Genomic DNA, 23,935 nt, shown 5'->3' on the forward strand with positions numbered 1-23,935 from the left:
ATAGCGTTTACGGATAGAACGGAAAGAAAATGGGTAATAAAACAAAGCTGACAATAATTGATATAACAATTAAAGGTAAGCCGACTCTCACATAATCGGTAAACTTATAACCTCCGGCAGAAAAAATCATCATATTCGCTGGCGTCCCGACAGGCGTCGCATAAGCACAAGAACAACCGACAACAATCGCCATCAATACGGCACGTGAATCGGCGCCCATGGTATTAGCAATAGAAAGCCCAATTGGAATTAATAACGCTGCCGTCGCGGTGTTCGACATGAAGTTGGTCAATGCGCAGGAAATAACCAATACCGCGCTTAACAGTAAGAACGGTGATGCATGTTGGCCAAGCAGGTCGATAATCGAACGGGCCATGATCTCGCCCGCACCGGTGGTTTCAAGTGCTTTGGCTAATGCCAGCGTGCCACCAAAAAGAAAAATCGTTTGTGAATCAATGGACTGATAGGCTTGTTTTTCAGTAATAACCCGGGTTACAACTAATGATAACGCACCGATAGAACCAATAATGGCGATCGGAAGGCCGATTTGATGTTCAAAAATCATGCCCAGTACGGTCAACACCAGCACTGATAATGCAATAACTTTTTTATATTTTGGACACGCTACTTTTCTACTGTTTTCGACTTTATGGTCGCCAACGAGATGAGCGCCTGGCAACAATTTATAGCCAATAGTCACAAAATAGAGAATACCGCAAAGCAGCATTGGAATGCCTAACTTCGCATACTCAAAAAAACCAAAGCGTTGCCCAACGTGTTCAAGTGCCGATTGGGCGATCAGATTTCCCGGCGAACCAATCAGCGATAAGTTACCGCCCAACGCCGATGCAAAGGCCAGCGGCATCAGAAGACGAGACCTCGCATACCCTGATTTTGCTGCGGCACCGATCACCACCGGAATTAAAACTGCGGCAGTCCCTGTATTTGATAAAAAACCAGAAAGCACGCCGCAAACCAGCATAATTATCACTATGAGTTGTTTTTCCGAGCGAGCGTAACGTGTAACGACACCGCCGATCTCATCCGTCACACCGGTTTCAAACAAAGCACCACCAACAACAAACATCGCCACAAATAAAATGACATTCTGATTAATAAAACCAGAAAAAGCAGTTTTTACATCAAAAACGCCGGTAACGACTAATGTAATACAAACAATCATCGCCGTTACCGCTAAGGGTATTTTTTCCCAAACAAACATAACAATTGAAAAAACTAATAGTGACAATGTAATTGCTACTGGAGACATAATATATCACACCTCGTCAAGTAATTAATGACAATAGCATTCATAAGCGGACTAAAATTGGCTCCACCTAAAAAAAATATAACCACAATTTTTTATCTGGGCGACAGCTAACGCCCAGACATTTAAAATGTATGTATCGTAGTAATTAAATAATATTAAAATACATCAGCAACTCCCACCACCATACACCTAAAGTCATATGAATAATGAATGTAAGGAGCGTCAATATACCGCCAGTTATCCACCATGTTTTACTATCATTATAACCCAGGCCAAAAATAACCGGGCCCGCCGCGCCACCATAATGAGTGACCATTCCACCATATGAATTACTGAACAGTAGCGCTAACGCCGTTAACATGATCGGTGCGCCTGACGCATTTGCTAACATTGCAAAGACTGGTACCATCGCCACAATATAAGCACTGCCAGATGCGAAGAAATAACGAACCAGGATACTGAGAAGAACGATAACGATAAAAGCAATAGTGCCATGACCACCAAAAGAGATGTTATCTTTCAGCGTTTCACCTAACCATGAAAAGAACCCAACCTTTGACAGCAATGAGCTTAAACCGATAATGCCGCCATACCAGATTAGAGTATTCCATCCGCCTTTATTTTTAATAACATCATCCCAGGTGACGATTTGCAGTACCAGCATCAGCGACATGACACAAATCGCAACGGTTGCTTCATCTACACCGAGTGATTTACTGAAAATCCATCCGACCAGCGCCAGCACAAAAAGCCCGGTCAGCATTTTTTCACGCAACGTCATTGGGCCTAACGCTGCAAGCCCTTCTTTCGCTATCTTTTTATTATCCACTCTTTTGAGTTCAGGCGGATTGAGCTTATAGGTGATCAACGGAGTCAGTAACAGCATAATGAGCCCAGGGACTCCCCCGGCCAACGCCCAACCACCCCAACTCAATTTTATATGGCAAATGTCCTCGATCATTTTAAGTGCGAGAATGTTGCCCGCCATCGCGGTAAAGAACATATAGCTGGTTGTTTTCGTCACCATATATACGTTCATCATCAGATAGTGACCCGCTCGTTTCGAGCTCTTTTCAGGGTCAGAACCCAGGGCTACGGCAATACTGCTAATTATTGGCAGAACGATACCACCTGCACGCGCGGTGTTTGAAGGCGTCGCCGGTGCCAGAACCAGGTCAAGAAAGGCGGTGACGTAACCTAACCCCAGCGTCGTGCTGCCAATTTTCCCAATCAGGAGATATGCAATACGTTTACCTAAACCCGTAATAACAAATGCGGCGCTCAGCGTGAAAGCCGAAAATACCAGCCAGGTGGTACCTGAAGCGTAGCCACTTAAGACACTGGAGGCTTTTAGTGAACCATCGCCTAAATTTCCCACAACCACCATAGATACCGCTATGGCAATCAGTAACACTACGGGTTCAGAAAATGGTTTAATCACTAAGCCAACAATCGCCGCCATGTAAATTCCTGATAAAACCCAGGCAAGCTCAGACAATCCTTCCGGCGCAGGAAATAAACTCATTACTACCGGAATGGCTATTAAAATAAGCAGCTTCCATAACATATTCTTTCGCATTTCCAATCCTTATCTACATCTGCCGCAGAAGGATATTGATGGCATTTTCGCCATACAAAAACTCCATTTTTTCGACAAAATGTATTAGCTGAATATATACAAAAAATTAATCGGGAAGATAAACCGTGCCGGAAAGAATCTTACGCGCAGTACGGATAACCGATGCTCGAATATTTTCAGGCTCAGCCCCCTCATTGCTTAAATTAACCGCAATACTCCCACTTGGATGTTCGACTTTAATGAGTCCATATCCGGATAGTTGAGTCAGTTCATTAACAATGGTATCTGGAATTACAGATGCACTCGCCAGCCCAATAGCCCCGGTGATCGCCAGAGATTTATGGCAATTATGCGGCATGAAATAGCGTACATTCAGGGTTCCATCATGTTGAGCCGGTGAAATAAGAACAGGTTTTGGAATGACCATATTCGTAACATCACCGAACCCCATCGCGGCACCCGCTTGTTTACGGATAGATTCGAGCCGTTGAAATAACGCTTTATCCTGATCCAGTTCACTGGCAGTTTCATATCCCGTTTTCCCCAGGCTCTGCGCCGGGATGATCACCATTGGCATGGCCATATCGATGCATGTTACACGGATATTATCGAAAACATCACTACGGTTCCCTGTTGGGAAAAGTTGCCCTGACTTTGCTCCGGCGGCATTTAAAAACGTCAGACCAACGGGCGCTGCGGAGCCGGGAACACCATCAATTTGTGTATTCCCCTCATAAATAACAACGCCATCTGGTGTTTGAATATCAGCATCAATGAACGTATTGGTGTTAACATTTCTGATTCGCACGCGGGTGACTGGCGAGGTTGCGTCAATTAGCCCGTGCTCAATAGCGAACCCACCCACTGCGCACAACATATTTCCACAGTTAGGTGTTGTATCGACGCGGCGTTCGTTAACGATGACCTGAACAAACAGGTAATCAATATCGGCATCCTGACTCGTGGACTGACTTATGATAGCGACTTTGCTGGTTTGCGGGCTTCCACCGCCAATACCGTCGATCTCCAGTTCATGACCAGACCCCATAATGGTCAGTAACGCGTTATTACGCTCCTCAATATTTTCGGGTAAATCGGTTGCCAACAGAAAGGCGCCTTTTGATGTTCCACCGCGCATTAATACACAGGGAATACTTTTCATGACATTATCCTCACACAATAGACATTGATAAAACAAATAAACAGCAACGGTGATTTTTATGTTTTTTAAGTTTTTAATTACCTAAATACCGGCCAACATAAATCACACTAAATTGCCTGTTTAGCAATTCTACTTGCAAGGTTTTCAGCGATTGATAAAATTAAATCATAAGACTTATTCCTTTCTGGTACTAATAGCTCATTCTCTTTTACGTAATAAATATCTATCATTCATAAATACTGTGCTTATTACTGGTTTCGGAGTCATGATGAAGAATGAACTTTCAGGAATGAAGGCCTTTGTCACTATTGCTGAGTTAGGATCTTTCAGCAAAGCGGCTGAACAATTGAACCTGACCCAGCCAGCATTAACCAGAAAGATTAAAAAGATAGAGAGCAATCTCAATCTCTCTCTGTTTGAAAGAACGACACGTAAAATCTCACTTACGCCTGCCGGGAAAACGCTCCTTCCCGAGGCCAAATCGTTGATTGCCAGCCTTGATGCCGCTATTTTCAATATCAGCGATCTCACCTCCAGTCTGCATGATACGGTAACGCTGTCTTGCATCCCGACGGCGGTGTTTTACTTTCTCCCCCGCGCCATCGTTCAATTTAATCAGCGCTACCCCAATATCAAAGTCCGAATTTATGAACAAGGTATAGAAAACTGCCTGGATTCAGTGCGTAAAGGAGATGTCGACTTCGGCATAAATATGAACTTCATCACATATCCGGAAGTCGATTTTATCCCTCTGGTTAATGAACCGTTCGTGCTGGCTTGCAGGCACGATCATCCGCTGGCAAGCAGAAAACTTGTCGAATGGCGGGAACTTGTCACACAAACGTTAATTGGCGTCAGGAAATCCAGCGGCAACAGGCAGCTAATAGAGAGGAGTCTTGCAGATAAGCCATGGAAACTGGACTGGTTTTATGAAGTCAGGCACTTATCAACGTCCCTCGGGTTGGTCGAGGCCGGGCTGGGGGTTTCAGCGTTGCCGTGTCTGGCCATGCCGAATAATGGGAATAGCACGGTCGTAAGCATTCCTCTTGTTGAGCCCGTAATCAGGCGAACCCTGGGCATGATCCGCGTAAAAGATCGCCCTCTCTCAGAAGCCGCGGAGCGCTTCGCATCATTACTCCTGTTGATGTGGACTGATGAAACAGAGACGTTATGGCGTAACGTCGTAGATCCCTCGGCAACGGCTTAACTTCCAAAAGACAAGCGGATACCCCGACCATCGGGATAACCGCATAGTTTTACGGTGCCCGCGCGATAACCTCAGCCACCCATTGACGAAAACCGTCAACATCCAGCTTCAGCGCCACCAGTGCATTAGCCGGTTGGCCAAGCCGCCCCTCAATGTCGACAACCGTCGTACCGGCGGTATATTCCCCCTGGGTTTCCACCGCCACAAAGCATGGCTGCAAAGTGAAAAGTTCAGGGCGCACCAGCCAGGCGATGGCACACAGGTCATGCATGCGCAGGCCGCTTTGCATGCTGCCGCTGCGGTAGTGGCTAAAAAGTGAGTGCAACATGCCGCCGGTTTTGTTGAGATTGGGTAGCGTCGCCAGATAGTCCGGCGTAAGTACCGCCTGATTAGTCACATCCAGCCCACACATCACGATTTCCAGCCCACTCCGGAAGACCTGCGCAGCCGCTTCCGGATCGATGGCGATGTTAAATTCGGCATTCGGCGTGAAGTTACCCCGCCCGGCGGAGCCGCCCATCATCACCAGGCGACGAATATTAAACTGGCACTCCGGATACTGAGAGAGCAGCAGCGCGATATTGGTGAGCGGGCCGATGGCAACCAGCGTGACAGGCTCAGGTGAGTGCATCAGCGCATCGCGAATGGCGATAAACGCCGGTTTCTCCAGCGGCTGGCGCTGATGTTCCGTAAAGTCGTAACCTTCCATACCGGACTGCCCGTGCACATAGGCCGCATCGCGCAGCGGGCGCACCAGCGGCTTTGCCGCCCCCTGAGCCAGCGGAACGTTAGCCTCCCAGAAATGCAGCAACTGAAGGGCGTTACATGTGGTTTTTTCGACGGAAACGTTGCCCGCTACGGTGGTCATTAACTGGAGATCCAGTTCCGGGGCAAACAAAGCAGCCGCAATGGCAGCGGCATCGTCAATGCCGGGATCGGTATCGAGAATAATCGGCAGGCGCATATTTCCTCCATAAAAAAAATGCCAGACATTAAGTCTGGCATATTGTCATATTTATGAAGGGAATAACTTACTCGACTTCACGAACATCCACACGCAGCTCGCGCGGCACTTCGAAGACAATGTTCTCTTCACGGCCTTCCAGCGGAATCGCTTCGCCGCCGCCGAGGGTTTGCAGGCGCGCAATCACATTCTGCACCAGAATATCCGGCGCGGATGCGCCTGCGGTAACGCCGACGCAGGCGGCCTCTTTCACCCACTCTTCCTGGATGTCTGTCGCATCATCAATCAAATAGGCCGCTTTGCCCATCCGCTGCGCCAGTTCCGCCAGGCGGTTGGAGTTGGAGGAGTTTTTCGAACCCACGACCAGCACCACGTCAGCCTGTTCCGCCAGCGAGCGCACAGCTTCCTGACGGTTGGTGGTGGCATAGCAGATATCGTCTTTACGCGGGCCGACGATTTTCGGGAAGCGCTGACGCAGCGCATCGATAACATCCGAAGTATCATCCACCGACAGCGTGGTCTGAGTCATAAACGACAGTTTGGCGTCGTTTTTAACCTCCAGCGTCCAGACATCTTCCGGCGATTCCACCAGGTACATGCCCCCTTCGGGGTTGCTGTACTGGCCCATGGTGCCTTCCACTTCCGGGTGCCCTGCGTGGCCAATCAGAATGGACTCTTCACCACGACGGCTGGCGCGGGCGACTTCCATATGGACTTTAGTCACCAGCGGGCAGGTAGCGTCAAAGACGGTCAGATCGCGGCTTTTCGCTTCGTTGCGCACAGCCTGAGAAACACCGTGAGCGGAGAAAATCAGAATCGCGCCGTCCGGCACTTCGCTTATCTGTTCGATGAAAATCGCCCCGCGCTCGCGCAGGCTGTCAACGACATAGCGATTATGAACCACTTCGTGACGCACGTAGATTGGCGCGCCGTAAATCGCCAGCGCGTTTTCAACAATGCTGATAGCGCGGTCTACCCCCGCGCAAAAACCGCGCGGGTTAGCCAACAGGATCTGCATTTCAGGCCTCCAGTACCGGATCGATCTCCAGTACTTCAATATCAAAATGAACGGTATGGTCAGCCAGCGGATGGTTGAAATCAACGGTGATAGAGTCGCCGTTAATCTCACGGATCACGCCTGGCATTTCGCTGCCATCCATAGCGGTAAAGAGCATGATTGCGCCGATTTCAGGTTCGCCCGCATCCATAAATTCACGGCGGGAGAAGTACTGAATCAGGTCTGGCGTCGAGACGCCAAAGGCGGCATCCGGCTCCAGGGAAAATTCTTTTTTGTCACCCGCTTTCAGGCCCAGCAGATGTTGTTCCAGCCCTTCAGAGAGCGAGCCATCGCCCAGGCGGAACAGCGCTGGTTTGCCGTTGTTGCGGGTCGATTCGGCGGTAGAACCGTCATCGAGTTTCAGTGAGAAATGCACCAGAACGGCGCTGTTGCTCTGTACAGATTCAGACATGCAGGTTTGCTCTAAGTTGCAACCTGTTTGCCCGGTGGTGCTACGCTTACCGGGCAAACAAGGATCGCGTTATATTGTAAGCCGGATAAGCGCCAGCGCCCTCCGGCATTTTTTTATGCAGCTTTTTTCTCTTTGGAAGGTATAAAACCTTCCAGCACGATCAACGCCGCGCCGACGCAGATTGCGCTATCGGCCAGGTTGAAGGTGGCAAAGTGCCAGTCGCCGACGTAGAAGTCGATCATATCGACCACAAAGCCGTGCCATAGGCGGTCAAACAGATTACCCAGCGCGCCGCCAATAATCAGCGCATAAGCGATGTTATTGAGCTTCTGAGTGGCCTTCGAGCGGTACATCAGCACCGCCAGCGCCACGCTGATACCGATAGCGATACCGGCGAAGAACCAGCGCTGCCAGCCGCCGCTGTCGGCGAGGAAGCTAAACGCCGCGCCATAGTTACGCGCATAATGCAGATTAAGCGACGGGAACAGCGGTACCGTATCCCCCAGAGCAAAGTTCTGGAGGATCAGGAATTTACTGCCCAGATCGATAATCAGCACGACCACCACCAGCCACAGCCAGCGTAGCCCTGTTGAACACATCGATTTACTCATCAGGCAAACTTACGTTTTTCGCCATCACCGGCGATGTTGCTGACACAGCGTCCACAGATATCTGCGTGTTCCGCCACCTTGCCGACGTCCTGAGTGTAATGCCAGCAGCGCGGGCACTTCTCACCTTCGGCTTTGCTCAGCGCCACTTTCAGCCCTTTGAGCAGTTCGCTCTGCTGAGCATCAGCAGGTGCTGCGTTATATTCCGCAACGTTGGCACCCGAGGTCAACAGGACAAATCGCAGTTCTTCGCCAAGCGCAGTCAGTTTCGCCGCCAGTTCCGGTTCCGCGTACAGGGTAACAGCCGCTTCCAGAGAACCGCCGACTTTCTTATCCGCACGCGCCTGTTCGATAACCTTGTTCACTTCGCCACGCACCTGCAGCAGAACGTCCCAGAAGGCGTCGTTCATCGCTTCGGTTTCGCCGAGGCCAAACAGACCTTCGTACCATTCGCCGGTGAAGACGTATTTCTCGCGATCGCCCGGCAGGTAGCCCCAGATTTCATCTGCGGTGAAGGACATGATCGGCGCCATCCAGCGCACCAGCGCTTCGGCGATATGGTACAGCGCGGTCTGGCAGCTACGACGCGCCACACTGTCTGCTTTCGCGGTGTACTGGCGATCTTTGATGATGTCGAGATAGAACGACCCCATTTCAACGGAGCAGAAGCGCATCAGGCGCTGTACCACTTCGTGGAAATCGTAGGATTCGTAAGCTTTCAGGATATCTTCCTGCGCTTCTTTCGCACAGCCCACCGCCCAGCGATCCAGAACCACCATCTCTTCCGGTTTCACCATGTCTTTCAGCGGATCGAACCCGTTCAGGTTCGCCAGCAGGAAGCGCGCGGTGTTACGGATACGACGATAGCTGTCGGCGGCGCGTTTGAGGATTTCATCAGAAACCGCCATTTCACCGGTGTAGTCGGTAGATGCTACCCACAGACGCAGAATATCCGCGCCCAGTTTGTTCATCACGTCCTGCGGCGAAACGGTGTTGCCGATAGATTTCGACATCTTGCGGCCCTGACCATCAACGGTGAAGCCGTGGGTCAGTACCTGACGGTAAGGTGCTTTGCCTTTCATCGCCGTGGAGATCATCAAAGAAGACATGAACCAACCGCGGTGTTGGTCGGAACCTTCCAGATACATATCCGGCGTATGGCCGCCAAATTCAGGGCGAGCATCCACTACGGAGTAGCTGGTTGACCCGGAGTCAAACCACACGTCCAGGGTATCCGGCACTTTCACGTAGTTGTCTGCGTCATCGCCGAGAATGTCACGCGGGTCGAGATCCCACCACGCCTGGATACCGTCTTTCTCAACGTATTTCGCCACTTCTTCAATTAGCTCAGTGGTACGCGGGTGCAGCTCTTCGGTGTCTTTATGCACGAACAGCGACATCGGCACGCCCCAGGTACGCTGACGGGAGATACACCAGTCAGGACGGTTCGCCACCATCGACTCAATACGCGCTTTACCCCATGCCGGGATCCAACCGCTCAGGTTCTCTTTTGCCAGACCCTCTTGCTCGATACGGTCGATCTCTTTGAGCGACTGAATACGCAGGCCTTTTTGATCCATGCTGATGAACCACTGCGGGGTCGCACGGAAGATGATCGGCGTTTTGTGACGCCAGCAGCAAGGATAGCTGTGCTGCATTTTTTCTACGTGCAGCAGTGCGCCTTTCTCTTGCAGCAGTTCAACGATTTTATCGTTCGCTTTAAAGACGTTAACGCCGTCCAGACCTGGGTAAGTCCCCGCCAGGTAAGCGCCGTCCGGGCCAACCGGGTTAGCGATTTCCAGACCGTATTGCTGGCTGATGGTGTAGTCGTCCGGGCCGTGGCCACCGGCGGTATGAACCGCACCGGTACCCGCGTCCAGCGTTACGTGGTCGCCCAGAATAGCCGGCACGTCGAAGCCCATGAACGGATGCTGGAAGCGCATCAGTTCAAGCTCTGCGCCGTTTACGGTACCCAGCACGGTGTAATCTGCCGCGCCGATACGTTTCATCACGCTATCGAGCAGATCTTTCGCCACGATCACTGCCTGGCCTTCCACCTGCACCAGCACATAATCAAACTCTTTAGAGAGCGAAATCGCGCGGTTAGCCGGTAAAGTCCACGGGGTGGTAGTCCAGATAACCAGAGAAACCGGGCCTTTGACGTTAGCGACGCCGAATTTCGCGCTTACCGCATCCGCATCAACCGCGTGGAACGCCACGTCGATGGACGGAGAGGTTTTGTCATAGTATTCCACTTCCGCTTCAGCCAGCGCTGAACGGCAGTCGACACACCAGTGAACCGGCTTCGCGCCTTTCAGCATGTGGCCGTTGTGGATGATTTTACCGAGCGCACGAATGATGTTGGCTTCGGTTTTGAAATCCATGGTCAGGTACGGGTGCTGCCAGTCACCCAGCACGCCTAAGCGGATAAAGTCTTTACGCTGACCATCCACCTGGCCTGCTGCGTATTCGCGGCATTTGGCGCGAAATTCTGCGGCAGTGAACTTCTCGCCCGGCTTACCGAACTCTTGCTCAACTTTCAGTTCAATCGGCAGACCGTGGCAGTCCCAGCCCGGTACATACGGAGAGTCGTAACCCGCCAGACCTTTGGACTTAATAATAATGTCTTTGAGAATCTTGTTTACCGAGTGACCAATATGAATGCTGCCGTTCGCATAAGGAGGGCCATCATGCAGAATGAAGGTTTTTTTGCCCTTTTTCGCGGCACGAATGATGCCGTACAGGTCATCTTCGGTCCAACGCGCCAGCATTCCCGGTTCGCGTTTGGCGAGATCGCCACGCATCGGGAACCCTGTTTCCGGCAAATTCAGGGTAGATTTATAGTCACTCATTAGATTCTCGATTCCGTATTTAAACGTACTTATTCAGGCATTAAGCCGGGTTTGAAAGCCCAAAAAATTCGCGGGCCGTTAATTCGTCACGCGCGATTTGCGCTTTTAGCTCATCCAGCGAAGCAAATCGCTGCTCATTGCGTATCTTTTTACGCAGGATAACGTCTATATGGCGACCGTAAAGATCCATTACAACGTCCAACAGATGGACTTCCAGTTGCTGACGCACACCCGCAACGGTTGGGCGGGTACCGATATTGGCGACGCCTTTATAGGATTTGTCGCCAAGCCCCGTCACTTCTACCGCATACACCCCTTTAACCGGGGAGACCTGACGACGCAGCGGTAAGTTTGCCGTCGGGAAGCCGATGGTGCGCCCTAATTCATCGCCGTGCACCACGCGCCCGGAGATAGTAAAAGGATGCCCCAGTAAATTTTCAGCCAGTTCGAGCTGGTCATCCGCCAGCGCCTGGCGCACGGCGGTGCTGCTAATGCGCACGCCGCCTTCGCAGAAAGTTTGCGTACTGGTGACATCAAAGCCGAACTCAGCGCCCGCCTTCTGTAATAACAAGAAATCACCCTGACGACCAGCGCCAAAGCGGAAATCATCACCCACCGCCAGAAACTGAACGCCTAAACGCTTCACCAAAAGAGTGCGGATAAAGTCCTGTGCGCTCAGCGCGGCAAAGCGACGATCAAAACGCAGACAAACGACATAATCGACGCCGCTCTCGGCCAGATAACGCAGTTTTTCGCGCAGGCGCGTCAGGCGCGCGGGCGACTTATCAGCGGCAAACAGTTCCAGCGGCTGCGGTTCAAAAATCATCACCACGACAGGCAAGTTACGCGCACGCCCTTCGGCACGCAGACCCTGTAGCAACGCCTGGTGTCCACGATGCACACCGTCGAAATTTCCAATGGTCAGCACACACCCGTGCGGGGCCTGACTGAGATTTTGTATGCCGCGTATCAGCTTCATGTCTGGCTCAAAAGAGTGAAAATCGCCAAAGTATACCTTGTACAGCAGTCGACGTTAACCGCCGATTGCACCTTGTACAGGGAAAGAGACAATGATTTCATCAGCATCAACATAAAAGGCAAGAAAATCTGTGCCAGTCGTGCGAATTTTATGCCGGAAAGGCTGTATTCATCGCCCACAAGCTGGTAGAATCCTGCGCCATCAATACGTAATGAAGCGCTGATACATTAACGGCGCTTATTTGCACAAATCCATTGACAAAAGAAGGCTAAACGGGCATATTCCTCGGCCTTTGAATTGTCCATATAGAACACATTTGGGAGTTGGACCTTGGCTAATATCAAATCAGCTAAGAAGCGCGCCGTTCAGTCTGAAAAGGCTCGCAAGCACAACGCAAGCCGTCGCTCTATGATGCGTACTTTCATCAAGAAAGTATACGCAGCAATCGAAGCTGGCGACAAAGCTGCTGCAGTTAAAGCATTTAACGAAATGCAACCGATCGTGGACCGTCAGGCTGCTAAAGGTCTGATCCACAAAAACAAAGCTGCGCGTCATAAAGCAAACCTGACCGCTCAGATCAACAAACTGGCTTAATCGCCTGCTTGTTATCGCTTTGTTGAAAAAACCCGCCTTGTGCGGGTTTTTTTACGTCTGCAGTTTAGTGGGAAAGCGCAAACAGCGCTGAATAATCCTGATTACAGATACGCTGCACCGCCGGATGCTGAATCATCCTTTCGGCAAAAATAGCGTGGTACTCTTCCATCACGTTTTCCATCCTCCCGATTTCGATAATGTTGCCATCGGCAAAAAAATCCTGCCCGTAAAGAGTCGGCGCAACAAAAATCGCGTTGTGCGCGGAGCCAAAGGCTTTCATTAATGCCGCATCGTCAAACTCGCCGAGGATCTCCACCTTCAGGCCTTGAGTGTTAAACCAGTTCAGCAGCTTACGTCCGAGCATCGATCGGCGGCCAGGAATTAACAAGCGGCGCTCTTCCAGGCAGGCGGGAAACGGTTTCTCCGGCGGTGGATTCATACACCAAAAGCTGACACCACACTCGCCAATTTTCACCGAAAACAGCCCTTCCTGCTGAGTCGAGTCGATGGGGCAATCGGAGATAATCATATCCAGCTTGTGCTGGCTGAGCTGCTCCAGAAGCATTTCGTGGGTAGATTCAAAACAGCGCAGGTGAATTTGTTCATCTTCCACCACCGCCGCATTCAGCACACTGCTCACTAACCGTTTTGAGAGCGCATCCGCCACGCCCACATCAAACAGCAGGTTCGACTCTTTACGGTAATTGATGATATCGAGCATCTCCTGACTCAGGGTGAACATCTTGTCGGCGTAGCGAAACACCAGTTCACCCAGTTCACTCGGCTCAATGCCACGCCCCTTACGTTTAAACAGTTTGCCCTGTAGCCGCTCTTCCAGCGCTTTGATCTGCCCGGTGATGGTCTGTGGCGTGAGATAGAGCGCCTCAGCCGCGCCAACGACTGAGCCCTCTTTATAGACGTGCCAGAAATAATAGAGATGATTGTAATTAATGTGCGACATGCCTGATTTCCTCCCTGAATAAAACATTCACACTAATTATGCCTGCTCAGGCTTCAGATGCATACGCAACAAACTGTATCCCACCACCGCAGACAATAAAGAGCCCAGCAGAATACCCAGTTTCGCCCAGGTAATCAGTTCGGGATCCACCGTACCAAACGCAAGGCTGGCAATAAAGATCGACATGGTAAAACCGATACCGCACAGCAGGCCGATCGCCATAATCTGTGAGAAGCTTGCGCCTTCCGGCAGGCGGGCCAGCTTAAACTTCAGCGCCAGCCAGCAGAACAGGGAGATCCCAAGCGGCTTACCGATAAACAGGCCAGCAATAATGCCGAGCGGCAGCAGCGAGGTCAGACCTTCCAGCGTAACGCCCTGCAACGATACTCCGGCATTGGCGAAGGCGAACAGCGGCAGAATCATAAACGCCACCCAGGGATGTAGCACATGCTCCAGTTGTTTGGCCGGTGATTTACCGTTTTCCGTTTTTAGCGGAATAAAGAAGCCGACAATCACCCCGGCAAGCGTGGCGTGAACGCCCGATTTCAGCACCGCCGTCCAGAGAATGACGCCCACCAGAATATAGAGCCCGGTACGCCGCACGCCGCTGACGTTCAGGATAGCCAGCAGCACAATCGCCACCGCAGCCACCGCCAGCGATAGCAGCGACAGGTCATTGGTGTAGAACAGCGCAATGATCACAATCGCGCCCAAATCATCAATAATCGCCAGCGCCATCAGGAAGATTTTTAACGATGCCGGAACACGGCTACCGAGCAACGCCAGCACGCCCAGCGCAAAAGCGATATCCGTCGCCGCCGGGATTGCCCAACCGCCGCTGGCGACAGGATCCTGGTAGTTAAACGCCAGATAGACCAGCGCCGGTACGACCATGCCGCCCAGCGCCGCAACTACCGGGAAGATAGCCTGGCGTCGCGTCGCCAGCGCCCCTTCGACCATTTCGCGCTTCACTTCAAGACCAATCAGCAGGAAAAAGACCGCCATCAGCGCATCGTTAATCCACAACAGCATGTTTTTATTAATTTCGAGGACGCCGACTTTCAGTTGCACCGGAGTCTCAAGGAAAGCGTGATAGAGGCCGCTCGTCGCCCCCATGTTAGCCAGCAGCATCGCCAGGCTCGCAGCCAGGATCAGGATAATTCCGCCGGATGCATCACTATGAAAGAAACGCTGTAGATGTTTCACTTTTACTCTCTCTTTTACTGCTCATTCATCGATAAGACTAATGTATCGCGAAAGAAAGATCGGTAAAAACAGATTATTTCTGGATTATAGTTCAGTTTTTACGAAGCAATAAACCCCATGCAAGCATGGGGTTTCGGTTTTAACGTTGAATCACATTTTTAGTAAGCGCCGAGGTCAGTCCATGCTCCTCCGTTACCGCAGTTGGTGTCTGGCTGGTTCCCCTGAGACCACCACTTAACCTGGTAGTTGTGGCCTTTCCAGCTAACGATTTCGAAAGAGCCCCAGTTCGCGCCATAAATAGTATTGGCGTTCCACTGCGCATACGGTGCGGCTTTCTCTTCTTCCGCCGGCGTTTCTTCCTGCTCTTCCGGCTGAGGAACAATCGTCTCCTCTTCTTCCTCTTCCGGCTGCGGCTGTGGTTTCACTTCGCTCAGAGCCGGAACCACGGTCAGTACAAAACGCTGCTGCGTTGACGGCTCGCCCCAGGAGTCACGAACAAACAGCGTGAACTGGTATTCGGTCTTCACGCTAACTTCCGGCGCCACGAACTCGATCACTTTCTGCGCTTTATCAGCCACGGTAATCGCAGTCGGCACACCCCAGCTAAAGGTCAGATCATCATTGTCTTCGTCAGAAGAGCCTTCACCAGAGAGTTGTACGCGAGAGCCGCCCACCACCAGCAGCGCAATAGCCGCTTTCGGAGCATGGTTAACTTTCTGCGTTTCCTCTTCCGTTTTCTCGCCTGGTTCAACGTTGATGCCTTCGAAATAGAACGGATCCATATCGATGACCTCTTTGCTGATTTCATAACCCAGGCCTTCACGCGCTGCGTTAACCAGCACGCCGTTGTCCTGATCGACAGTCCAGGTGAACAGACCGCCCAGACCCAGTTTCGCGGCATATTCGCCCTTCGCTTTCACGCTGCGCGGCGTATCCAGCGACATGAACAGCTTAGAAGTCGGGTTGTAGAGGTAATCGGCATCCGCAACCTGGTCGGTGTAAACGTTGAAGCCGTTACGACCTTTCTTGTTTTCCAGATCCAGATAGTTGTAAATCACGTCGTACCATTCGTTGGTGCCGGATTCAAACGTACCGGTGGTGGTGCCTGTACCTGCATTATAGGTGCCTTTCAGCGGAGACAGGGATTCGATCTCCACGTTACGGCCGTTACGGGTGTAACCTGCGTAACCGATGTTGATGCGATCGGCCGGGAAACCTTCCGCCAGCAGGTGATCAACGATGGTATCCACTGCCCACGCGCCTTTTTCCAGCGCTTTCAGGTTGGTGTGGTGAGTCAGGGTTTCTGCCCACGGCGTACCGAAGAAGTCATAGGTCATCACGTTGATGTAGTGCAGACCTGCCGCCATCAACGCTTTCACGTTGGAGTACTCCAGAGTGGAAACCACCGCAGAAGCCGCAATGGAGATTTTCACATCGCTACGGCCTGCCGCGTCCAGTTGCTTACGCAGTTCTGCAATCACCAGCGCATAGTTTTCGCCATCTTTCTCACCGTGCGGGTTGCCGGCGCCTTCTGCGTTCGGGTATTCCCAGTCCAGATCCACTTCGCTGAACATCGGGAACTGTTTGAACAGTTTCACCACGCCTTTGGCGAAGATTTTCCGCGAAGAGTCCGCGGACGCCATCTCGTGGAAGCCGTTACTCATCGTCCAGCCGCCGATGCTCATAGAGAGCGCCAGAGTGTGGCCCTGTGCTTTCGCTTTCGCCTGCAGGTCGCGCAGACCGCCGAGGAAGCCTTTGCAGTTAGCCTGGGTGACGGTTTTCGGGTCAACGTCCCAACCGCTAACATCGTGGCCAACGTTGATGTAAGACTGGAAGTCGCCCCACGGATCCAGGAAGGTCGGCTCATATTTCACTTTGCCGCACAGCTCAGCCGCTTCGGCAACCACATCACGATACTGACCATCAACTTTGTGGAAGCCGACGATCCCGACGAAGCCCGCAATGATTTTGTCGTATGCAGTCGGAGAGACGTTCATCAGGTCATAGCCGCGGCCGCGGTTTGCCGGAATATCGTCACCCTGCAGACGGGAATCATACTGAGACCAGTCGGTGAAGTAGCCGAATACCTTTGGTTTAGCCACGTTTGCTTTATATTGGTTATAAACCGGTTTCGCTACACGAGCGGAGGTATAGCTAAACTTTTCAGTTTCGGTTGCCGGGTTAAAGCCATCTGCTGCATTGCTGGTTTCAGTCAGAGTGTCGCCTTTAATTAATTTGCTGGTAGCCATTTTAAATTTCCTTTTAAAATTGAATGTTGTCTTAAACGTGTATGTTTCTCGCAGTTCGTTCTGCTTGAGGCCATAATCGGGCAGGACAAAAAAATGGCTAATCACTAACTCTCTCGAAATAACACCGGCGGCGGGAATGATATTGTGATGCGTCAAATGAGGTGGAATGAGGCAGTTCTGAACGAACTGCCTGACCTGGGTTAGTCATAAATAATACGAAAAACGGTGAGAAGTTTATCTTCATCAAGATAATGCTGCTCTACCGTTACGTTGTGCGAAGAAATAGTCGTTGTTAAATTTTCTACAATAAGATGATGCTCAACGGTATTTTTCTTCTGGCAAAGAATTTCTACCGTACCTGGTTCATGCCAGCAGCCAGATTCAATAACCGCGCCGGAAAAATGAATTTGCGATACGCCCCTGGCAATAACAGCGGCAGAAAGAAAATAGAGCATCAGGATAACTGAACGGCTATTTATCATGCTGACACACCCGTGATGTTTTCGTTTATCCATCTCTTTGCCCTCATTGAGCCCATGGTGAGAGGGATGATGCCCGATGATGGACACCCCCTCTCCGGTCATCAGCCTTTCGCTTTTTGAATTGCCATCAGCAGCATATCCTGGGTCGTACTACCAGGGATGACGGTAATTCTCTGCACATCCGGGTTGTCACCCTGCGGCATAATCACAAAATCCGGCGTGCCGCCAAAGTTCATATGATTGGCCAGCCCCTGATTGGCGAGAAGTGCATCATGAATCGGCCCATTTTCCTGCATGTGCTTAACAGCATCCAGTTGCCCGGTAGTCAGGTAGTGCTGCGCCAGGGTGTAAACATCCTGTTCGGTCATCGACCCTTCCACTTTGCCAGTGGCATAAAGCGCATTGTGCCACTGGAGGTAGGCTTCTCCGCCCTTGCCGAGCCACACCTGTTCACCGACGCGCGCCGCCAGTCCGGAAACCGGCCAGCGGGAGGCAAAAATCGGCAGCTCCTTAAACACAAAACGCACATCCGGGTTGGCCTTAATGACCTGTTCAACCACCGGCGCCATTTTACTGCACCACGAACACTGGTAATCGAAGAACATCACCACCGCCACTTTGGCTGTTTTCGGGCCGACGGACGGGCTTTGCGTACTCAGCAGATCGTCGCGGTACTCCAGCGCCATCTGGGTATAGGCCTGCTGTTGAGCCACCTGCTGGCGCTGGCGCAAACTCTCGCTGGCAGCGATAAGAAATTCCGGATGGTCTGCCAGATACGTCGAAATGGCCTGCCCCATTTTATCGGGGTGCGCCGTCAGGTAACTTTCGGCAATTTGACCAATTTGCGTCTGTTGTTCAGTACTGAAGGCGTTGCTCTCTTTGGCGCTGGCGGATGTCGCCCACGCAAGCGCCATCAGCGCGGCCAGATGGCGCAGTTTTATACGATGAATCGTCATACTCTGTTCTCATAGCGGATAGTTAAAAATCAGCGCACTGCAGGCAATGCGCCGTGAAGTTAAGGAACCCGAAGCGGATGGGCGGTGATCGGCGGCATAACCCGCCCATAGTCGTTAAGCGTTTGCCAGCGAAGCTGTATCACTTTGCCCGGCAATTCACGGCTCAGGCTTCGGGTTGAGAAAGGGGCGACAACCCCCGGATTATCCAGCGTCTTTCCGTTGATGCTGAGATTGAAAAGCGTGACGTAGTACGGCGTAGGGTTACTGACCGATAGCCCTCGCCCCGCAGACCATCGCAATTGCCGGTAAGCCTGCTGCGGCTCCCCCGCCAGCCCCGACGGGCGATAAATTAGCTTCAGCGCCGAACGGACGCCCATCTGCACGCGATTTCCGTCCACTTTTCCGGAAGGTACCGTCGCCACGCTCAGCGTGAACAGGCTTTCACGATCCGTCGGTAACGGCGACGCCGTGCGAATCAGGCGCAGCGTATTCTCCTGGCCGCCAGCAAGGACGCAAATCGGCGGTACCACGACAAAAGCTTCGGCGGCAGTAACCCTGGCTCCCGGCCAGCGCGCCGCCGACTGCACCCGGGTGACGACCAGCCAGGCGCTGTCCGATGCATTGCGCAGCGGCACATTCAGAGCATGTTGTTCTTGCCGATAGACAAAGCGCGTCCCGCCGATCACTACGCCCGCCCGTGCTGGCAAGGCGCACAGCAGCAGGAGCGCCACAACACATAACCCGATGCTACGCATAGTTAAGAACAAAGGTCGCAGAAGCATTTGCCGAACCGGGGGTAACGGTAGCGCCGTCCGCGACATAGCGCGCATAGAAGTTCAGGCGGGCCGTCGCCTGGCCTGGAATTAACGGCTGAAGATTGCTGATATCTCCCGGTGCAACCGGCGTTTTGTCTCCGTTATAGAGAGCGATACCGACGCCAGAGGCGCTATCCGCCCCGCCCGTTAGCGCCAGCAGGATCGGGTTGAGGCTGTCCGCTGCCCCGCTAAAACTGACGCTGACGCCACTGGCGGTGCTGCCGCAATCTTCCAGATTAATTGTGAACAGTACATACGCCCCACCATCGCCGGCATGATAAAACTGACGGTTGGATACCTGTCCCATCTCAACGGTGAAATTCTGTGAATCAGGAGACAAAGTGCAGGTATTGTCGTCAATCGTGCCGGTAATATTAACCCGACCGTCATGCGCCTGCGCACCGGCCACCGCCAACATAAGCCAGAGCACTATCCAGTATTTCATTGCCGTTCCTTATTGATACTCAAGATCGAAATACATCACCGCCGTGGCGTTACCCGAAGTCACCTGCGGTAACGTCGATTTGTAACGGATATAAAAAGAGAGCGTATTGCGCCCTGCTTTCAGCGGAAATGTCGTCGAAGTGGTGTTGTTAATGTTGATAGGGTTTTGATCGTCATCCAGCAGCTCCACGCCAATGCCTGTCGCCATAATGGTTTCGTTGCCCATTCCCGTATCCGATAGCGCCAGCAGCGCCGGGTTGTCGTTATCCGCGATGCCGCTAAACCAGACTCTGGTGCCGGTAATGCCGCGCGAGCAGTTTTTCAGGTTGATGTTAAAGGGCTTAAATTTGCTGGTTGTCCCGGGCGTCGGGAAATCGTGTATGGAAAATGCGCCCAGATCGATGGTCTGGTTGAGGCTGGAGACATCCACGTTGCAGGTTTGCGCCACGATAGTGCCAGTCAGTTCGAGATTGTAGGCGTCATCCGCCCGCGCCGTGGCACAGGCCAGCAATGCGCAGCCGACGCTGACAAAGGCGATGTGTTTGCTGTTCATTTAGTCGAAATCCACCCGCAGGCTGGCAAGCGAGGTAAACTGCCCTTCCGCAGGCGTCTGCCCGGTCGTGCTAACCGGATAGGCCTGCATCGTCAGGCTGGCGTTCCCCATATCATCGGTTACGAAAGGAATGACGCTGCCCGCATCGTTGGGCGTCAGAATCGTGCCTTGTGAATCAGTAACGACCACGCCGACGTCCGGGTTATCCGAGGCGATCGCCTGCGTGAAGTGACTGTCCGGCGTCGCTTCGAGGCGCATACTCAAATTCACCTGCGAATCCACACCGCTGCACTTCACTGGCACACGAAACGTTTTTGCCCGCACAGTGACCGGTTTCTGACCCGCACGAATAAAATCACCACTGTAGAGTGAGCCGAAATCCACCAGCACCGTTTGCCCGGCATTAATTTCACAGCTTTGCGGCACCGTGATGCTGCCGCTATAGACGATGTTGTAAACCACGCTGGATAAGGCATCACTGGGGGTCGTCGTGACATATACGCTAAACATTGTTTTTGGTGAGATGTTTACCGTCCCCACAAATGGTTTGACGATTTTTAGCTGGAAAACCAGATTGGAATCATGCACGTAAAAAGGGGTTCCCCGGTCAACGTTATTGTCGTATCCCATCTGGACGTAATTAATCGGGGGATAAAAATTGCCCGCAGAAGAGTCTTCAATCTCCATCGCCCCTTCCAGATAGTCAGGATCGAGTTGCAGATATTTCCAGTTGCCAACCACCTCCACCACCGGATATTGCGTAGCGTAAGAACGATAAGTTATCCCCGTACCTCCCATATCTGCCGGGCAGATAGCCTGCACGTTCACATCCTGGCTTCTCAGCAGTTGCACCGTATTGCCCACCTGGTTTTGTGCTGCTGTCAAGGTGGTGGTTAAATCATAATCAACGCTTGTGGGCGTGCCCGTTGCGTTTTGACATATCACGGCGAAGCTACTGCGTGCGACCAGAAAACCGACAATAAGCAGGATAATTCGACATCTCTTCATTTACTGACAATCCACCGTTTGACGCACCAGCAGTTCCGAGGCCGCCGGTAGTTGATAACGCGCTGTACAGCGCTGATCCGGGTTACGCCCCCACTGCGCGGAAATCATGCCCTGCGGCGCCAGCCCGGCCAGATAAAGCTCGCCGTGTTCACCGACGATAGACTCTTCTCCGCTGTCTCCACTCACCGCCGTGGCGCCAAACGGCACCGCTTTACCGAGATGGCGTAGCGTTAATAGCGCCCGCTCCCCGACCCGCGCCTTAAAGGACGCGCGCACCAGCGCCCCCTCAGTCGGCACCACGCTGGTTACAGCGTCGTCGATATCCACGTTGTCTGGCATGGAGTTCACATCCAGCGCCATGCGGTTTTCCCGATAGGTCGTGGCATAGGGCACCACCGCGTAGCCGCGCGAGTCGGTGTGGATCCCCGGCTGATCGTCCACTTTCACATCATCCGCGCCGGGTGCGGCGATCAGCACGTTAGTGTCGCCGAGCGGTTGGCTCAGGGTGATTCCGTGAGAGTGCGCGACGATCCCTCCGCTCAGGCCATAGTTCACCTGCTGGTAATCACCGTTCTGGCTGTCGTTATAGCCCAGCGAGAGATTTCCGTAAGCGCCGTCATACTCCAGGCTCGCCGTACCGCTGCGGCCAACGCCCTGGTTTTGATAGCCCTGCTGCACGCTGTAACTCAGGTTGTTGTCCTCAAGCAAAGTGCCGCTGATACCGGCGTTTTGCGAGACGCTGTGATGGTTATCACTGCTGGTGCTGTAGGTGGCGTAGACATTGTGGTGCGCTTGCTGCGCATCGCCGCCAGGATGTAACCACTGTCCCACTGGCAATGAGAGGCTCAGCGCCAGCATCCGGTCATGCTGCGCGTCGCCCGGAGAGTGAGTATCGTTGTACGTCAGGCTCCAGTTGATACCGGCCAGCACATCGCTGTACCCCACCTGCATCAGGGTTTGCGTCTCATCCGTGTGCCAGTAACTCTGTTGGCTGCCGGTGACAAAAACGGAGCCCAGCTTACCCAACGGCTGAGACACGTTAATCTGCACCTTGCCGCGTTTGGTGTAATAGAGGCTGTAGTAGTTGCTCCAGTCCGCTTTCTCATCCTCGTCATCCTCATCGCCGGTATAACCGCTCATCTGTTTCCAGGTGGTTTCATCAAGCGTGTAAAAACCGGAGGTCGAGTAGCGATACCCCAGTAACTGGACATGAGTTCCCGTTACCGCAAGCGATTTGGCATAGAGAAAACGAATGGATTGCCCCTGGTGATCGCTGTTGTCGGCAAGCTGACTGTATGCCTGGGTAATATCCAGCGACACCGCGCCGAGATCGCCAAGATTAACGCCGCTGCCCAGCGCGCCCGCACGATAACGGGAAGATGCCTGCACCCCGCCATAGAGCGTTATGCCGTGCGCCAGCCCCCACAGCAGCGTGCCCTGGCCAAAACCGACATCCTCTTTCTCGCTGCTATCGCCCCGGTATTTCGCCACGGTAAGGGCATATTTCACCCGCCCCTCACGCTGAAGAATGGGAACGGCGGAGTAAGGCACGTTGTAGCTGCTGACGCTGCCGTCAGACTCCTTCACCTCAACGGTTAAATCACCGCTCGATGAGGTGGGATAGAGATCGTTAATCGTGAACGCGCCCGGCGGCACATAGCTCTGGTAGATAACATAGTGATTCTGGCGGATAGTGACCTGCGCGTTGCTTTTGGCAATGCCGTGGATGGTGGGCGCAAAACCTTTCATGCTATCCGGTAACATATTGTCATCCGAGGCGACCTGCACGCCGCGAAACGGCAGACTGTCGAAAACATCAGACGGCGTGTAGCTATCTCCGGCGGTTAACTCCCCCTTCAACGGGATGATGTCGCGCTTAAGGTAGGTATTAATATGTTGCCAGCGGCCGCGATCGTCGCCGCCGCTGTCCTGGTTCCAGGTACTATAATCACGCAGCCGCCACGGCCCCAGGTTCAGTCCGCTGTTCAGGCCGAGGAAGTGGCTATCACTATCTTCGCCCTCCTCACTATGGTCACTGTTGTGGCTGCCGGTAAAAGTGTAATTCAGGAGGAGTGCATTAATGCCCTCATCCCACTGCTCAGGAGGAATGTAGCCGCGCGCGTCATTCTTCAGCGCCGCCTGCGGGATGCTGATATCCAGCCGCTGGTTGGCAAAATCAAAATGCGACGTCGCCGCCGGGATTGCCTGCGCAATATCGATGCAGCCCGACTGCTTATGCGCCATCAGGACAGGTAAATCGACACCCATCTGCGCCAGCATTTCCGGCGTCAGACAGGCGGCAAGCCCGCTATTGTCCACCGCCGCTTTTACGGCGTGAAACCTGACGTCACGGGTGGCGAATAGCGCCGTATTGAGATAGATATCAACGCGATAAGTACCGGGCATCTGCTCGCTATTATCGAAATGCGACAAATCCGCCACGGCTGAGGGGTCATCAGAGAGAAACGCCGGGTTGAAATAGTTTTCCGCCCAGCCTTTTTGCACGATCAGCACGCCCATCACCGCCAGTGCGACAGGCGTAAGCCAGCCCCGAATCCCCGGTCTCGCAACATGCAT

Annotated in this window: 21 protein-coding genes and 1 pseudogene; 2 read left to right on the forward strand and 20 right to left on the reverse strand. The window is 52.7% G+C overall.

The window, feature by feature from the left end:
• Nucleotides 1–7: 7 nt before the first annotated feature.
• The 3 genes from VSR74_RS09840 to VSR74_RS09850 form a co-directional block, all read right to left on the reverse strand.
• Nucleotides 8–1,270 carry an SLC13 family permease gene (locus VSR74_RS09840; protein WP_347794562.1) on the reverse strand — a complete coding sequence of 421 codons (1,263 nt, stop codon included), beginning with the start codon at nt 1,268–1,270 and terminating at the stop codon, nt 8–10.
• 145 nt (nt 1,271–1,415) lie between these two features.
• A complete protein-coding gene (locus VSR74_RS09845) occupies nt 1,416–2,849 on the reverse strand; it encodes an anion permease (protein ID WP_347794563.1) in 1,434 nt (477 codons plus the stop codon).
• Nucleotides 2,850–2,955: 106 nt separating this feature from the next.
• Complete coding sequence (locus VSR74_RS09850; RefSeq protein ID WP_347794564.1) at nt 2,956–4,011, reverse strand: 4-oxalomesaconate tautomerase; 1,056 nt, start codon at nt 4,009–4,011, stop codon at nt 2,956–2,958.
• 268 nt (nt 4,012–4,279) lie between these two features.
• Here VSR74_RS09850 and VSR74_RS09855 point away from each other — a divergent pair, with 268 nt between their 5' ends.
• Nucleotides 4,280–5,218, forward strand: coding sequence for a LysR family transcriptional regulator (locus VSR74_RS09855; protein ID WP_347794872.1), 939 nt, complete (start codon nt 4,280–4,282; stop codon nt 5,216–5,218).
• Between the two features lie 49 nt (nt 5,219–5,267).
• Here VSR74_RS09855 and rihC read toward each other — a convergent pair whose 3' ends face one another.
• From rihC to VSR74_RS09890, 7 genes and pseudogenes are all read right to left on the reverse strand, one after another.
• Complete coding sequence (rihC, locus tag VSR74_RS09860; protein WP_347794565.1) at nt 5,268–6,182, reverse strand: ribonucleoside hydrolase RihC; 915 nt, start codon at nt 6,180–6,182, stop codon at nt 5,268–5,270.
• A 67-nt stretch (nt 6,183–6,249) separates the two neighbouring features.
• Entirely contained in the window at nt 6,250–7,200 is a 951-nt protein-coding gene (gene ispH / locus VSR74_RS09865; protein WP_347794566.1) for a 4-hydroxy-3-methylbut-2-enyl diphosphate reductase, read from the reverse strand.
• A 1-nt stretch (nt 7,201) separates the two neighbouring features.
• Nucleotides 7,202–7,651, reverse strand: a complete 450-nt coding sequence (fkpB, locus tag VSR74_RS09870) for an FKBP-type peptidyl-prolyl cis-trans isomerase (RefSeq protein WP_015965981.1) — start codon at nt 7,649–7,651, stop codon at nt 7,202–7,204.
• A 113-nt stretch (nt 7,652–7,764) separates the two neighbouring features.
• Complete coding sequence (gene lspA, locus VSR74_RS09875; RefSeq protein WP_347794567.1) at nt 7,765–8,262, reverse strand: signal peptidase II; 498 nt, start codon at nt 8,260–8,262, stop codon at nt 7,765–7,767.
• Entirely contained in the window at nt 8,262–11,111 is a 2,850-nt protein-coding gene (gene ileS / locus VSR74_RS09880) for an isoleucine--tRNA ligase (protein WP_347794568.1), read from the reverse strand. The genes lspA and ileS overlap by 1 nt, the downstream gene beginning before the upstream one ends.
• A gap of 40 nt (nt 11,112–11,151) precedes the next feature.
• Nucleotides 11,152–12,090, reverse strand: a complete 939-nt coding sequence (ribF, locus tag VSR74_RS09885) for a bifunctional riboflavin kinase/FAD synthetase (protein WP_347794569.1) — start codon at nt 12,088–12,090, stop codon at nt 11,152–11,154.
• A 7-nt stretch (nt 12,091–12,097) separates the two neighbouring features.
• Nucleotides 12,098–12,314, reverse strand: a pseudogene (locus tag VSR74_RS09890) (DUF2575 domain-containing protein).
• Between the two features lie 106 nt (nt 12,315–12,420).
• Here VSR74_RS09890 and rpsT point away from each other — a divergent pair.
• The gene (gene rpsT / locus VSR74_RS09895) at nt 12,421–12,684 is read left to right on the forward strand and encodes a 30S ribosomal protein S20 (RefSeq protein ID WP_041686324.1); all 264 of its coding nucleotides are present in this window, start codon (nt 12,421–12,423) and stop codon (nt 12,682–12,684) included.
• Between the two features lie 64 nt (nt 12,685–12,748).
• Here the strand turns inward: rpsT and nhaR are convergent, their stop codons facing one another.
• From nhaR to VSR74_RS09945, 10 genes are all read right to left on the reverse strand, one after another.
• Nucleotides 12,749–13,645: a transcriptional activator NhaR gene (gene nhaR / locus VSR74_RS09900; protein WP_347794570.1), complete on the reverse strand. Its 897-nt coding sequence runs from the start codon at nt 13,643–13,645 to the stop codon at nt 12,749–12,751.
• A gap of 36 nt (nt 13,646–13,681) precedes the next feature.
• Nucleotides 13,682–14,851, reverse strand: coding sequence for a Na+/H+ antiporter NhaA (nhaA, locus tag VSR74_RS09905; RefSeq protein ID WP_347794571.1), 1,170 nt, complete (start codon nt 14,849–14,851; stop codon nt 13,682–13,684).
• A gap of 158 nt (nt 14,852–15,009) precedes the next feature.
• On the reverse strand, nt 15,010–17,100 hold the full coding sequence (locus tag VSR74_RS09910; protein WP_347794572.1) for a glycosyl hydrolase family 18 protein: 2,091 nt from the start codon (nt 17,098–17,100) through the stop codon (nt 15,010–15,012).
• 200 nt (nt 17,101–17,300) lie between these two features.
• Nucleotides 17,301–17,684: a hypothetical protein gene (locus VSR74_RS09915; protein ID WP_347794573.1), complete on the reverse strand. Its 384-nt coding sequence runs from the start codon at nt 17,682–17,684 to the stop codon at nt 17,301–17,303.
• The gene (locus tag VSR74_RS09920; protein WP_347794574.1) at nt 17,684–18,538 is read right to left on the reverse strand and encodes a DsbA family protein; all 855 of its coding nucleotides are present in this window, start codon (nt 18,536–18,538) and stop codon (nt 17,684–17,686) included. Before VSR74_RS09920 ends, VSR74_RS09915 begins: the two co-directional genes overlap by 1 nt.
• 59 nt (nt 18,539–18,597) lie before the next feature.
• On the reverse strand, nt 18,598–19,293 hold the full coding sequence (locus tag VSR74_RS09925; protein ID WP_411914250.1) for a fimbria/pilus periplasmic chaperone: 696 nt from the start codon (nt 19,291–19,293) through the stop codon (nt 18,598–18,600).
• Nucleotides 19,286–19,798, reverse strand: a complete 513-nt coding sequence (locus VSR74_RS09930; RefSeq protein WP_347794576.1) for a fimbrial protein — start codon at nt 19,796–19,798, stop codon at nt 19,286–19,288. The genes VSR74_RS09925 and VSR74_RS09930 overlap by 8 nt, the downstream gene beginning before the upstream one ends.
• Before the next feature lie 9 nt (nt 19,799–19,807).
• A complete protein-coding gene (locus tag VSR74_RS09935) occupies nt 19,808–20,350 on the reverse strand; it encodes a fimbrial protein BcfE (protein ID WP_347794577.1) in 543 nt (180 codons plus the stop codon).
• The gene (locus VSR74_RS09940; RefSeq protein WP_347794578.1) at nt 20,351–21,358 is read right to left on the reverse strand and encodes a fimbrial protein BcfD; all 1,008 of its coding nucleotides are present in this window, start codon (nt 21,356–21,358) and stop codon (nt 20,351–20,353) included.
• A complete protein-coding gene (locus tag VSR74_RS09945; RefSeq protein WP_347794579.1) occupies nt 21,359–23,935 on the reverse strand; it encodes a fimbrial biogenesis usher protein in 2,577 nt (858 codons plus the stop codon). It abuts the gene before it with no gap.

The sequence above is a fragment of the Pseudocitrobacter cyperus genome (assembly GCF_039889165.1).
Classification (GTDB): Bacteria; Pseudomonadota; Gammaproteobacteria; order Enterobacterales; family Enterobacteriaceae; genus Pseudocitrobacter; species Pseudocitrobacter cyperus.